We start from the raw sequence: 13,517 nt of genomic DNA, 5'->3' as shown, positions 1-13,517 counted from the left end.
TTCAGGCGCTATTTCGGCTGGCTCGGTGACGTGATGACGAGCGTTCCCGCCACGATGTCTGCCCGCAGCCCGTCGAGCTCCGTCGACAGCGCCGCCGGAACGCTGCTGGCCAGATCGTGGAACGGCGCAATGTCGACACCGCTGTTGGCCAGCGTTCCGATGTACGGAGAACTCTCGAACGTGCCCTTCGAGTCGTCGGTGACGATCTTCTCGACCGCGTCCCCCGTCTTCTTCATCACACTTGTGAGCAGAATCGGCTTGTACTCGGCCGAGAGCGTGTCGTAACCGTCGTTGTCGACCCAGATGAGCTTGGTGTGCCCTGACTCGAGCGCAGCAGCGGCCGCGCCCTCGCCCACCTGCCCCGCGACGGGCAGAATCACGTCGGCACCCTGGTCGATGAAGGCCTGGGTGACGGTCTTGCCCTTGTTGACGTCTTCGAAGTCGCCAGTGAACACGCCGTCCTGTGCTGCCTTGTCCCAGCCGAGCGCCTGCACCGTTGTGCCATGCACGGCGTTGTACTTCGCCACCCCGTCCACAAAACCATCCATGAACAGCGTCACGGGCGGCTGGTTTCCGCCCCCGAAGGTCGCCACCTTCCCGGTCTGCGTCACCCCGGCCGCGAGATACCCGGCCAGGAACGAGGCCTGGGCGGTGTCGAAGAGAATCGACTTCACATTCGGCGCCGTGATCTGGTCGTCCACAATGGCGAAATGCGTGTCCGGATGCCCGGACGCCTGTTCGGTCGTCGCCGCTGTCAGCTCGTAGCCCACCGTCAGAACGAATTGGCAGCCGCTGCCCACGGCCTGCTCCACATTGGGTGCCAGGTCGGTCTCGTTCGTCGAGACCAGCACCTCGGCAGAGATGCCGGCATTCTTCTCGGCGGCCTGGAGCCCGGCCCAGCTCGACTGGTTGAATGAACGGTCGTCGATGCCACCCGAGTTGGTCACCATGCGGGCGCAGTAGGCGCTGGCCGAGGAGGTCGATGGAGCAGGTGCCGGCGAGCATCCGGCAAGCACCAGGGCGGCCGCGGCCGCGATCGACACTACGCTGACAGCTCTCAGACGGCTCTTCATACCTTCAACGGTAAAGGCATCAGAGCATCGTCCCGACCGTCACGACGAAATTGGAACCCCGCCGTTACCGAACTGGCCGAAGTGGCAGGCGCTCAGCGGCCGGTGCCAGGCAGCCACAGCCGGGCAGCCAGTGGCAGGTGCGATCGCCTAGAGAACGTCGCCCGAACCCGAGAGGCGCAGCGCGTCGACGACGGCCTTCACCCGCTGGGCGTGGGCGCTCGTGGTCACGAGCAGCGCATCCGGCGTGTCGACCACGACGATGTCTTCGACACCGATCAGGCTGATCACCCGGTTGCTGTGCGAGACGACGACGCCGCTCGACGAATCAGACAGCACGCGGGCGTTCTTGCCGAGAATGGCCAGCTCCGACTTGCGGCCGCCAGAGTGAAGCTTGGCGATCGAGGCGAAGTCTCCGACGTCGTCCCAGGTGAAGTTGCCGGGAACGACGGCGAGCTTGCCCTCGAGCGCCGACGGCTCTGCGACCGTGTAGTCGATGGCGATCTTCTCGAGCTCAGGCCAGACCTGGTCGACGACGGCGCCACGGCGCGGGGTGTCCCACGCTTCGGCGAGCTTCAGGATGCCCTCCAGCAGTTCGGGCCGCGAGTGGCCGATCTGCTCGAGCAGGGTGTCGGCGCGCGCGATGAACATGCCCGCGTTCCACAGGTACGAACCGCTCTTGACGTACTTCTTGGCGGTGGCGAGGTCGGGCTTCTCGACAAAACTGTCGACGATCTTCGCGTCGGGTGCGCCCTCGACGACCAGCGGCTTGGTGGCATGGATGTACCCGAACCCGATCGACGGCTCGGTCGGCGTGATGCCGATCGTGGTGATGTAGCCCGCGTCTGCGGTCACGAGGGCCTGCTTGACGACTTCACGAAAGCGCTCAGGCTGGCTGATCACGTGGTCGGCCGCGAACGAGCCGATGATCACCCCGGGCTCACGACGCTCGAGAATCGCCGCAGCCAGCCCGATGGCCGCCGTCGATTCGCGCGGCTCGCTCTCGAGAACCACGTTCGCATCGGAAAGGCCGGGAAGCTGCTTCTCGACAGCTGCACGGTGCGCCCGCCCGGTGACGACCATGATCCGGTGCTCGCCAGAGAGGGGCACGAGCCGGTCCCAGGTGTCGCGCAACAGGCTCTGCCCCGACCCGCTCAGGTCGTGCAGGAACTTCGGCGCGTCGGCCCGGGAGAGCGGCCACAACCGGGAGCCGATGCCCCCCGCGGGAATCACACTGTAGAAACGGTCGAGCAAGTCGTCAGATGCAGCCATACGCCCCACCTTACTCAACACGCATTACGGCAAAGGATGCCCGATGTTAACGTGCGGTCAAGCCACCCGCCATGTCGGGTCAAGGTGCAGGGCGAAAACTTGCAGCATGCGGGTTGCGATCGTCACCGAAAGTTTTCTGCCCACCGTCAACGGAGTCACGAACAGCGTCTGCAAGGTGCTCGACTACCTTCGCGCGCACGGCCATGACGCCATCGTCATCTGCCCTGCCGCCCATGCGCCCTCGCAGTACGCCGGCTTTCCCGTCTACCAGGTGCCGGCGATCGCCTACCGCGAGTTCCCGGTGGGCATGCCGAGCCTGCAGGTGCAGCGCATTCTCGCCAACTTCTCTCCCGATGTGGTCCACGCAGCCTCTCCCTTCTTATTGGGGGCGCAGGCGATCGCCGCGGCGAACCGGCTCCGGGTGCCTTCCGTGGCCATCTTCCAGACCGACGTGGCCGGTTACGCCCAGCGCAACCACCTCGGGCCCGCCACGAAACTGGCCTGGCGCTTCGTCAAGTGGATCCACGACGGCGCGAGCCTCACTCTCGTTCCGTCGACCGCGTCGATGGATGATCTGCAGAGCCTCGGCGTGAAACGACTCGAGCGCTGGGCCCGCGGTGTCGACCTGCAGGCGTTCCACCCGAACAACCGTCTGCGCCCCGACGCCCGAGCCCTTCGCGAGCGCCTGAGCCCGGAGGGCGAGATCGTGGTGGGCTACGTGGGGCGCATCGCGCCCGAGAAGCAACTCGAGCGCCTCGTGCAACTGGCGCCGCTGGCGAAGCCGAGCCACGAGAGCGTCGACGGCCGCAGGGGGCTGCCGGGCATCCGGATCGTCGTCGTCGGCGACGGCCCCGCCCGCGGCCAGATCGAGACGCTCACCCGAGGCATGCCGGTCACGTTTCTCGGTCGGCTCCAGGGTGCCGAACTGTCTGCCGCCTACGCCAGCTTCGACATCTTCGTGCACACGGGCACGGAGGAGACGTTCGGCCAGACCCTGCAGGAGGCCCACGCCGCAGGGCTGCCGGTGGTCGCACCGCGCGCAGGCGGCCCCATCGACCTCGTGGACGACGGCAATACCGGGTACCTCTTCGACCCGGGGAGCCCAGACGAACTGCGCGACCTCGTCGAAGATCTGCTGGTCAGCCCGCTTCTTCGCCGACGCATGGGCGAGGCGGGCAGGCGAGCCGTGCTCGGCCGCACCTGGGAGCGGGTGTGCGACGAGCTCATGAGGCATTACGAATCCGTTCTCGACGTGCCTACACTGGGCACAGCCAGTGCGCATCGGGCACGGCTGAAGAGGTAGCTTGGCAGCAGTTTTGTTAGGCATGCCTTACAAGACATTTCACGATGCGAACACTATGCTGAAGAAGATTTCGCCGAAATATGTGCACTGGCCTGTTCGATGGGCCCGTTCGAACTGCGTCTGTTCGGGCACGGTGCCAGAGGGTCGGTGAACCATCCCGAACCAAAGGGGGTTGCTCGTGCCCAATGAAGAGGCAAGCACGCTCACCGTTGCTCGCAGTTCGTCCAAACGACCTGCTGGAACGCTGTACCGCGGCAACACAGGAATGTGGTCGTGGGTCCTGCACCGCATCACCGGTGTCGCCATCTACTTCTTTCTCCTCGTGCATGTGCTCGACACGGCGATGATCCGCGTGAGCCCCGAGGCGTACGACTCGGTGATGAGCACCTACAAGAACCCGTTGATGGGCCTCGGTGAGACGGCGCTGGTCATCGCGATCATGTTCCATGCGTTCAACGGCATCCGCATCATCCTGATCGACTTCTGGAGCAAGGGCGCGAAGTACCAGCGCGTCATGTTCTGGATCGTCATCGCGCTCTGGGTGATCGGCACCGCCGGTTTCGCCCCCATCCACCTCCACAACGTCTTCACGGAAGGCCAGTGATGTCAGCAATCATCGAGTCACCGCGAAGCCCGCAGACCCGCAGCCGCAAGGGCGGCGTCAACTGGGAGAAGTGGGGCTGGCTCTACATGCGGGCCTCCGGCGTGCTGCTCCTCATTCTCATCTTCGGTCACCTCTTCGTGAACCTGGTGCTCGGCCAGGGCATCAAGGGCATCGACTTCGCCTTCGTCGCCGGCAAGTACGCGAGCCCGTTCTGGCAGGTCTGGGACGTCGTCATGCTGTGGCTCGCCATGATCCACGGCTCGAACGGCATGCGCACGATCGTGAACGACTACGCGAACAACCGCACGGTGCGCCGCATTCTGCTCGCCGCGATCTTCGTCGCCTGTGTGGTACTGATCGTTCTCGGCACGCTCGTCGTCTTCACCTTCGACCCGTGCAGCACGCTCATCCCTGCAGACCAGGCTCTCTCGTTCTGCCCGGTTCCGTAACCCTGTTCGCATAACCTCCAGCTCCCCCGATTCCCAGCTCCCCCGATTCTCAGAAGGCACAGCAGTGACTGAATATGCAGACGGCGCCGTCGTAGACGGCGTGACCTACCACCAGCACGACGTCGTCATCGTCGGTGCCGGTGGTGCCGGGATGCGCGCGGCGATCGAGGCGGGGCCCAAAGCCAACACCGCGGTGATCTCCAAGCTCTACCCCACCCGCTCGCACACTGGTGCGGCACAGGGGGGCATGGCCGCGGCTCTCGCCAATGTCGAAGAAGACAACTGGGAGTGGCACACCTTCGACACGGTCAAGGGTGGCGACTACCTCGTCGACCAGGATGCCGCTGAGATCCTGGCCCGCGAGGCCATCGACGCGATCATCGACCTCGAGAACATGGGCCTGCCGTTCAACCGCACGCCAGAAGGCAAGATCGACCAGCGCCGCTTCGGCGGGCACACTCGAGACCACGGCAAAGCGCCTGTTCGCCGGGCCTGTTACGCCGCTGACCGCACCGGCCACATGATCCTGCAGACCCTGTACCAGAACTGCGTCAAGCACGGCATCAACTTCTTCAACGAGTACTACGTTCTCGACCTGATCATGGTCGAGGTCGACGGGGTCAGGCGCCCCGCTGGCGTCGTGGCCTTCGAGCTCGCGACCGGTGACCTGCACGTCTTCCAGGGCAAGTCGGTCGTCTTCGCCACCGGCGGTTTCGGCAAGATCTTCAAGACCACCTCGAACGCCCACACCCTGACCGGTGACGGCGTCGGCATCATCTGGCGCAAGGGCCTTCCACTGGAAGACATGGAGTTCTACCAGTTCCACCCGACGGGACTCGCGGGCCTGGGCATCCTGCTGTCTGAGGCCGCGCGCGGCGAAGGCGCCATCCTCCGCAACAGCGAGGGTGAGCGCTTCATGGAGCGCTACGCCCCCACCATCAAAGACCTCGCGCCGCGTGACATCGTCGCCCGCTGCATGGCAACCGAGATCCGCGAAGGTCGCGGCGGCGGCCCGAACAAAGACTGGGTCTATCTCGACATCACCCACCTCGAACCTGCCGTGATCGACGCGAAGCTGCCCGACATCACCGAGTTCGCGCGCACCTACCTCGGCGTCGAGCCGTACACGGAGCCGGTGCCCGTGCTGCCGACCGCGCACTACGCGATGGGCGGCATCCCGACCAACGTCAAGGCAGAGGTTCTCAGCGACAACGACACCATCGTGCCCGGCCTCTACGCGGCCGGCGAGTGCGCCTGCGTGTCGGTGCACGGCTCGAACCGTCTCGGAACGAACTCGCTGCTCGACATCAACGTCTTCGGCAAGCGCGCCGGCAACAATGCCGTCGAGTACGCCCTGACCGCCGACTTCGTCGAGCTCCCCCACGACCCGGCCAAGCCGATTCGTGAGCTCGTCGAGATGTTGCGCACAACCCAGGGCACCGAGCGCATGTCTGACATGCGACGGGAGCTGCAGGCGTCGATGGACCGCAACGCCCAGGTGTTCCGCACCGAAGAGTCCCTGCTCGAGGTCACCAAGGTCATCGAAGGGCTGCGCGAGCGGTACAAGAACGTCATGGTGCAAGACAAGGGCAAGCGGTTCAACACCGACCTGCTCGAGGCCATCGAGCTCGGCTTCCTGCTCGACCTCGCCGAGGTCACCGTCTACTCGGCGATGTACCGCAAAGAGAGCCGTGGCGGCCACTTCCGCGAGGACTACCCGAACCGCGACGACGAGAACTACATGGTGCACACCATGGCGTACCTCACCGGAGACGCGCACTCCGCCGACGCCGGCGATCACATCAGGCTCGACACCAAGCCGGTAGTGGTCACTCGCTACCAGCCCATGGAGAGGAAGTACTAAGGCTCATGGCAACAGCAACTGCAGACAAAGAGTCACCCGCCAACTCCACCACGAGCTTCACGGTCACCATGATGGTGCGCCGCTTCAACCCCGAGGTCGACGAAGAGCCGCGCTGGCAGGACTTCGATGTCGAGCTCTACCCGACCGACCGAGTGCTGGATGCCCTGCACAAGATCAAGTGGGAGCAAGACGGCTCGCTCACCTTCCGTCGCTCCTGCGCCCACGGAGTCTGTGGCTCCGACGCGATGCGTATCAACGGCCGCAACCGCCTCGCCTGCAAGACGCTCATGAAAGACCTCGACATCACGAAGCCCGTGTATGTCGAGGCCATCAAGGGCCTGCCGCTGGAGAAGGACCTCGTCGTCGACATGGAGCCGTTCTTCGCGTCGTACCGCGAAGTTCAGCCGTTCCTGATCGCAAGCTCGAAGCCCGAGAAGGAGCGCCTCCAGTCGGCCGCCGAGCGCGCACGCTTCGACGACACGACCAAGTGCATCCTGTGTGCCGCATGCACCTCATCGTGCCCTGTGTTCTGGACCGACGGGCAGTACTTCGGCCCGGCCGCGATCGTCAACGCCCACCGCTTCATCTTCGACTCGCGCGACGAGGCCTCGAGCGTTCGCCTCGACATCCTCAATGACAAAGAGGGCGTGTGGCGCTGCCGCACCACCTTCAACTGCACCGACGCGTGCCCCCGTGGCATCCAGGTGACCCAGGCCATCGCCGAGGTCAAGCAGGCCATCATGTTCGGCAAGCGCTGAGGTAGGCCTCCGCTCTCGCCGGCACCCGGCGACCATAGACAAGAGTCGCTTCCAGCGCAAGGCGCGGGGAGCGACTCTTCTTTGTGCCCGGCGCGATCTAGGCTGGGGGCTGTGAGCCCACCCGAGACCGCAACTGAGCCAGGCGAAACTGCCAGCGGCGTCGAGGCCGCGAAAGCCGATGATGGCGCGAAGAAGCCCACGGGCATCCCGGGCCTGATCGCCTGGGTGAATCGGGTGATCGCCTGGGTACAGACCCTCAAACCGGTTCGCGTGTTCACGAAGTACGGCGCCAACGGCGGGCCGTTGCTCGCGTCGGGCATGAGCTACCAGGCCGTCTTCGCGATCTTCGCTGCGCTCTGGGCCGGGTTCTCGATCTTCGGGCTCGCGCTGGCCTCCAACCCCGCACTGCAGAAGTCGCTGCTCGACCAGATCAACACCAGCGTGCCCGGTCTGATCGGCCCGGACGGCGCCATCAACCCCGACACCCTGCTCTCGACGCCGGCCCTGGGCTGGACGGGCGCGATCGCCCTGGTCGGGTTGATTCTCACCGCCGTGGGGTTCCTCGGCTCGACCCGCAGCGCGATCCGGCTGATCTTCGGGCTGCCGGGGCCCACCACGAACCCGGTGCTGCTGAAGCTCAAGGATTTCGCACTCGCCATCGCGTTTGCGGTCATCCTGGTCATCTCAGCGGCGATGTCGATCGCGTCGAGTTCGGCACTCGGCTGGGTGTTCGGGCTGTTCGGGTGGGACTCCGCATCGTGGGCCGCAGAGGGCATCGCGCGGGTGATCGGGCTTCTCGTCGTCTTCGTGTTCGACACGATCGTTCTCGCGGGCACGTACCGGCTGCTCTCGGGTGTGCCGATCCCGTGGAAGTACCTGCTGCCGGGCTCCGCGCTCGCGGCGGTCGTCATGGGCATTCTGAAGGTGCTCGGCTCGACCCTGCTCGGCGGAGCGACCTCGAACCCGCTCCTCGCGTCGTTCGCCGTGATCATCGGAATCCTGATCTGGTTCAACTTCATCTGCCAGGTCGTGCTCATCTTCGCCTCGTGGATCTCGGTGAGCATGGCCGACGCGCACTTCGACCCGCGCAACCTCACGCCGGAGCAGGCGAAGGCTCTCGCCGAGCAGCAGGCGAGCGCAGCGCAGCGCGAGGTTCTCAGGGCCACACGCGAAGAGACGCTCGCCGAGCTGACGGATGCCCGTGGCCTTCGCCGCAGCCGCCTCAAGAGGCTGCTCAAGCGCCTCGACGCCGAGCTCGCGGCTGGCATCGCCTCACCCCCCGCGCCCCGACCCTAGCCTGCACGCACTTCTCCCCTCAGTTCGATCGACTTTCCCCTTCGTGCGAGAAATCCCACGAAAAAGTGCACCTTCGGGCAACTCGATCTGCCCAAGAGTCTGCCCTCGCGATCGACTTTCCCGGATGCGCAAAGATTCCCACGAAAAAGTGCACCTTCGGGCAACTCGATCTGCACACTCGGCGCGCGCGGGGAGTCGGGGGCGCTGGGTAGGCTTGGTGCATGAGTTCCGGTTCCACACGCCTGCGCGTCGCCTCGATCAACACCAACGGCGTGCGCGCCGCCTACCGCAAGGGCATGGGGGCGTGGCTGGATGCCCGGGGCGTCGACATTCTCGCGATCCAGGAGGTCCGGGCATCCACCGAAGACCTCGAGGGGCTTCTCGGGCCTGAGTGGAGCATCCTGCACGATGCCGCGACGGCGAAGGGCCGGGCAGGGGTGGCGCTGGCGTCGCGCAGCAAGGCGAGCATCCACCGCGTGAGTATCGGCGACGAGGAGTTCGACAGCGCCGGGCGCTGGCTCGAAGCCGACTACGAGGTCAACGGGCAGATCGTCACGGTTGTGAGCGCCTACGTGCACTCGGGTGAGGCCGATACGCCAAAACAGGTCGAGAAGTACAAGTTCCTCGACGGCATGACGGCCCGGCTTCCCGAACTGGCAGCGCACAGCGAACTCGCGGTGGTGGTGGGAGACCTGAACGTCGGGCACAAGACGCTCGATATCAAGAACTGGAAGGGCAACGTCAAGCGCGCCGGGTTCCTGCCCAAGGAGCGCGCCTACTTCGACCGGTTCTTCGGTGAGGCCGGCAGCGTGGTCGAGGGTGTCGACGGCAGCACGGGCGCCGGTCTCGGCTGGGTGGACCTTGGCCGGAGGTTCGCCGGCGAGGTCGACGGGCCGTACACGTGGTGGTCGCAGCGTGGGCACGCCTTCGACACCGACACCGGCTGGCGACTCGACTACCAGATGGCGACGCCCGCACTGGCCGAGCGTGCGGTGAGCTACGAGGTCGACCGTGCCGCCTCCCACGCCGAGCGATGGTCGGACCACACCCCGGTCGTCGTCGACTACCAGATCTGAATATATTGGTGCGCCGCCGCTCCTGGGCCCACGCCGGCCAGAGGCTCCGCTCGCGGCGGGTGGAGAGGCAGGTGGGGACGGCGCACTGCCGGGAGAGCTTTGCGTAGCTGACGTTGATGGCCCGCAGGCCACCGAGCTCGCTTCGCTTCGACCGGAACTGTATCGAGTTCACGATAGAAGCCTCGTCGCCGTTGAACGAGAGCCTGCCGCGGTCAGACCAGACTCGGGGAGAGGGCGAACCTGATTTACTTGAGACAACCATTCTTTGAGGACAGACCCCATGAACAGCACGAAACCACGCCTGATGTCGGGCATGCAGCCCTCGGCCGACTCCCTCCACCTCGGTAACTACATCGGCGCGCTCCTGAGCTGGAAAGAACTGCAGGAGACGCACGAAGCGTTCTACATGCTGGCCGACCTGCACGCCATCACCGTTCCCCAGGAGCCGGCTGCCCTCCGCGAGAACACGCGCCGCACCGTGGCCCAGTACATCGCGGCCGGCATCGAGCCGAGCAAGTCGACCCTCTTCGTGCAGTCCCACGTGCCCGCCCACGCCGAGCTCGCCTGGGTGCTGAACACGATCACCGGTTTCGGCGAGGCCGGGCGCATGACCCAGTTCAAAGACAAGTCGGCCAAGCAGGGTTCAGACTCGACTTCGGTCGGGCTCTTCACCTACCCCATCCTCCAGGCCGGTGACATCTTGCTCTACAACGCTGTCGAGGTGCCGGTCGGCGAAGACCAGCGCCAGCACATCGAGCTCACGCGCGACCTGGCGACGCGGTTCAACAGCCGCTTCGGCGACACGTTCGTTGTGCCTGAGCCGTACATCCTGAAGGCCACAGCCAAGATCTACGACCTGCAGAACCCGACCTCGAAGATGTCGAAGTCGGCTGAGTCGACCGCGGGCATCATCTGGATGCTCGACGAACCGAGCGTCACCCAGAAGAAGATCATGCGCGCGGTGACCGATGCCGAGGGCGGCGTGGTCTACGACCCGGCGACCAAGGCGGGCGTCTCCAACCTGCTGACGATCTACTCGGTGCTCTCGGGCCAGTCGATCGCGTCGATCGAGGGCGAGTTCGCCGGTCGCGGGTACGGCGACTTCAAGAAGGCCCTCGCAGAGGTCGTCATCGGCACACTGGCGCCGATGCGCGAGCGTGCGCTCGAGCTTTTGGCCGACCCGGCCGAACTCGACCGCATTCTGAGCGCAGCCGCCGACCGCGCGAACGAGGTCGCCCAGGCGACACTCGACACGGTCTACGACCGCATCGGCCTCCTGCGGCGCGTCACCTACCGCCTCGTCTGACCCGGGCTCGCCTCACCGGGGACTCGCCCCACCCACCGACGGGCGGCAGCACTCTGCGTGCGGCCATACGTCCCTACACCGCCTTCTTTCGGGACGTTTCGCCGCACCACAATCCGACCCCACCGCCAGTCGGAGCGTGGGTGCGGCCGAAGGTCCCCAAACCACCCTCGTTCGGGACGTTTCGCCGCACCCACGCCCGGCCTCCGGACTGCTCAACCAGCGGGCAGTGGATAATGGACTCACCGACGACTCCGAGGAGCACCACCACGCCTGACATTCTCACGTTCCTCACGACGTGGCAGTTCAACGCCGTCGGTGTCACCGCGATCGGTGTCGCCGGGCTGATGTATCTCGCGGGCATCCTGACCCTCGCTCGGCGCGGCGAGCACTGGCGGATTGCCCCGACGCTGGGCTTCTACCTGCTCGGGCTCGGGTCGTTCGCCGTCGTCGAGTTCGGCTTTCTGGGCGTCTACAGCGCCGAACTCCGCTTCGCGTTCACCACGCGCATCGCGCTGCTGCTGTTCGCTGTGCCCGCCCTGCTCGCCACGGGCAAGCCGGTCTCGCTGGCCCGCGAAGCGCTGACCGGCGCACCGCTTGCAGCCCTCGAGGCCGTGCTGAACTCCCGCGTGGTCGGCATCATGGGCAACGCCGTGTTCGGCCCGGTCTTCGCGCTTGTCGCCTTCTCGATCTTTCTGACGCCGGTCGCCGGCACGATTCGTGAGTCCCCCTTCGCACAAGACGCGATCGCGATCGTCGTGCCGATGGTCGGGCTCATCATGGTGCTGCCGCTCACCGAACTGGTCGTCGCCCGCACCACACTGTTCATCGCGGCCGAGTTCATGCTCGCGTTCGTCGAACTGGTGCTCGACGCGATCCCCGGTATTCTGCTGCGGCTCAACGAGACCATCCTCGACCACGCCGGGCCCATCACCACGGCCGTACCCGCCTGGTTCCCGAGCCCCCTCCGCGACCAGCAGCTCTCGGGCGACCTGCTCTGGTTCATCGCTGAGATCGCCGACATTCCAATCCTGATCCTGCTGTTCGTCCGCTGGTCGAAGCACGACCGAAAAGAAGCCAAGCAGGTCGACGAACTCTCAGACGACGAAATGGATGCCCTCACCCAGGCTCATCTCAAATCCTTCGGCCCCGGCCGCGACTGAGGCCCTGAATGCCGCAGATCGCCACGCTCAGCGCTGCTCGGTTGCCTCCACGAGTTCTTCGTGGATTCGGCGAAGATCCTCCAGGAGGAACCCCAGCAACACCCAGTGCTCGCTGCGGGGCACGGCGATGGCCAGCGGTGCGGTGAGGGCCGGCAGATCATCCACCGCTGCCTCGGGCTCGGTTCCCGGGAGCTCGGCGTTCGCGATCACGAGACGCAGGTCGTGCGACGCCCGGCCCAGCTCTGCGACGATCTCACCCACGATCGGTTCGCCCAGGAGCTCGTCGTCATAGTGGTCGTAGACTCCGCGGGCCATACCCGTGACACGCGTGACCAGCACCGACAGCATCGCCAGCAGCTGCCCGTCACTCTCCAACAGGTCCCGGTGAACCGAGCGCCGCGGGTTGTACTTGAGGCTCTCCTCGCCCGCAGAGAGCGCCGCAGCCGCCTTCGCCCGCATCGGCGTCAGCAGGCGTGCCTCGACCAGCATCTCCGTGCGGTCAGACGCGGTGCTCGGTTCACTGAGTACTCGTGCGAGCGAGTCGAGGATGCCCGCCACCTCGTTTCCGAGTCGCGCGACAGCCTCGTGGACGGGCTGCAGTGCCACCGGCGGAACGATGAGCAGATTCACGGCAACTCCGAGCAGGGCACCGATGATGGTCTCGAGAATACGGTCGATGGCGTACCCCGGCGTCGATGCTCCGAGCGAGAGCACGAGCATCGCACTGATCGGGATCTGCACCGACGAGGTCGGCCCGAGGCGCAGTGCCCACCCCACCAGCAGGGCCACGATGACCGAAAGCAGAATCACCCAGGAGGCCTGGCCGAAGACCACGCCGATGAAGTAGGCGAGCACGACGCCGATGATCACGCCGACGCACCGCTCGAGGGCCTTGCCGAACGACTGGTTGACGCTCGGCTGCACGACGAGGATCGCCGCAATGACGCCGAAGAGCGGAGGCGCCCCCTGCAGGAGGAGCGTGCACGCGACCCAGGCGACGATGGCCGCAACCGAGGTCTTGACGACCTGAAGGAATGGCACGCGCGTGGTGGAGAGGATCAGCCGGGCATAGCGGTCGGGAGACAGGGCGGCCACGTTCATCCTGCGCCCTGAGAACCACGAGGTGGAGGTCGAGCGTGCGGGCGCGGAAGAGGCCTTGGATGTGGTCTTGGATGTGGTCTTGGATGACGAGCCGGATGAGGTCTTGGAAGCGCTGGGAGACGACTGTGAGCCGCGTTCTGGCGTGGAGTTGGTGGCGTTCACACATCAACACTAGGAGGCTGTGCCGTATATTGGACCGGTCGCCGATTTTCGCGCGCCGCCGCGAGAACCGTCGCACTGCCTCGTGAAGGCTGTTCT

12 protein-coding genes are annotated in these 13,517 nt (G+C 65.7%); 9 read left to right on the top strand and 3 right to left on the bottom strand.

Annotated elements, in window-relative coordinates; genetic code table 11:
- Positions 1-8 precede the first annotated feature (8 nt).
- Both KPL76_RS06480 and KPL76_RS06475 read right to left on the bottom strand, forming a co-directional pair.
- Positions 9-1,073 carry a BMP family protein gene (locus KPL76_RS06480; RefSeq protein ID WP_216335638.1) on the bottom strand — a complete coding sequence of 355 codons (1,065 nt, stop codon included), beginning with the start codon at positions 1,071-1,073 and terminating at the stop codon, positions 9-11.
- A 147-nt stretch (positions 1,074-1,220) separates the two neighbouring features.
- The gene (locus tag KPL76_RS06475; protein ID WP_216335637.1) at positions 1,221-2,342 is read right to left on the bottom strand and encodes a mannose-1-phosphate guanylyltransferase; all 1,122 of its coding nucleotides are present in this window, start codon (positions 2,340-2,342) and stop codon (positions 1,221-1,223) included.
- Positions 2,343-2,448: 106 nt separating this feature from the next.
- Between KPL76_RS06475 and KPL76_RS06470 the strand changes: the two genes are divergently transcribed.
- From KPL76_RS06470 to KPL76_RS06430, 9 genes are all read left to right on the top strand, one after another.
- Positions 2,449-3,645 (top strand): glycosyltransferase family 1 protein, encoded by a 1,197-nt coding sequence (locus KPL76_RS06470; RefSeq protein ID WP_216335636.1) that lies wholly within the window; start codon positions 2,449-2,451, stop codon positions 3,643-3,645.
- Between the two features lie 178 nt (positions 3,646-3,823).
- A complete protein-coding gene (gene sdhC / locus KPL76_RS06465) occupies positions 3,824-4,249 on the top strand; it encodes a succinate dehydrogenase, cytochrome b556 subunit (RefSeq protein WP_256438729.1) in 426 nt (141 codons plus the stop codon).
- Positions 4,249-4,698, top strand: coding sequence for a succinate dehydrogenase hydrophobic membrane anchor subunit (locus KPL76_RS06460; RefSeq protein ID WP_216335635.1), 450 nt, complete (start codon positions 4,249-4,251; stop codon positions 4,696-4,698). Before sdhC ends, KPL76_RS06460 begins: the two co-directional genes overlap by 1 nt.
- 64 nt (positions 4,699-4,762) lie before the next feature.
- A complete protein-coding gene (gene sdhA, locus KPL76_RS06455) occupies positions 4,763-6,562 on the top strand; it encodes a succinate dehydrogenase flavoprotein subunit (protein ID WP_216335634.1) in 1,800 nt (599 codons plus the stop codon).
- A 5-nt stretch (positions 6,563-6,567) separates the two neighbouring features.
- Positions 6,568-7,320, top strand: coding sequence for a succinate dehydrogenase iron-sulfur subunit (locus KPL76_RS06450; RefSeq protein ID WP_216335633.1), 753 nt, complete (start codon positions 6,568-6,570; stop codon positions 7,318-7,320).
- Positions 7,321-7,431: 111 nt separating this feature from the next.
- The gene (locus KPL76_RS06445) at positions 7,432-8,616 is read left to right on the top strand and encodes a YihY/virulence factor BrkB family protein (RefSeq protein ID WP_216335632.1); all 1,185 of its coding nucleotides are present in this window, start codon (positions 7,432-7,434) and stop codon (positions 8,614-8,616) included.
- 221 nt (positions 8,617-8,837) lie between these two features.
- Positions 8,838-9,692 carry an exodeoxyribonuclease III gene (locus KPL76_RS06440; RefSeq protein WP_216335631.1) on the top strand — a complete coding sequence of 285 codons (855 nt, stop codon included), beginning with the start codon at positions 8,838-8,840 and terminating at the stop codon, positions 9,690-9,692.
- A 280-nt stretch (positions 9,693-9,972) separates the two neighbouring features.
- A complete protein-coding gene (gene trpS, locus KPL76_RS06435) occupies positions 9,973-10,998 on the top strand; it encodes a tryptophan--tRNA ligase (protein ID WP_216335630.1) in 1,026 nt (341 codons plus the stop codon).
- Positions 10,999-11,231: 233 nt separating this feature from the next.
- Positions 11,232-12,158 carry a cytochrome c oxidase assembly protein gene (locus KPL76_RS06430; RefSeq protein WP_253202205.1) on the top strand — a complete coding sequence of 309 codons (927 nt, stop codon included), beginning with the start codon at positions 11,232-11,234 and terminating at the stop codon, positions 12,156-12,158.
- A 27-nt stretch (positions 12,159-12,185) separates the two neighbouring features.
- On the opposite strand, the gene KPL76_RS06425 is transcribed toward KPL76_RS06430, so the two are convergent.
- Positions 12,186-13,421, bottom strand: coding sequence for an aromatic acid exporter family protein (locus tag KPL76_RS06425; protein WP_253202204.1), 1,236 nt, complete (start codon positions 13,419-13,421; stop codon positions 12,186-12,188).
- Between the last annotated feature and the right edge of the window lie 96 nt (positions 13,422-13,517).

It is taken from the genome of Subtercola sp. PAMC28395 (assembly GCF_018889995.1).
In the GTDB taxonomy this organism is placed as follows: domain Bacteria; phylum Actinomycetota; class Actinomycetes; order Actinomycetales; family Microbacteriaceae; genus Subtercola.
This window is presented reverse-complemented; position numbering and strand designations above follow the sequence as displayed.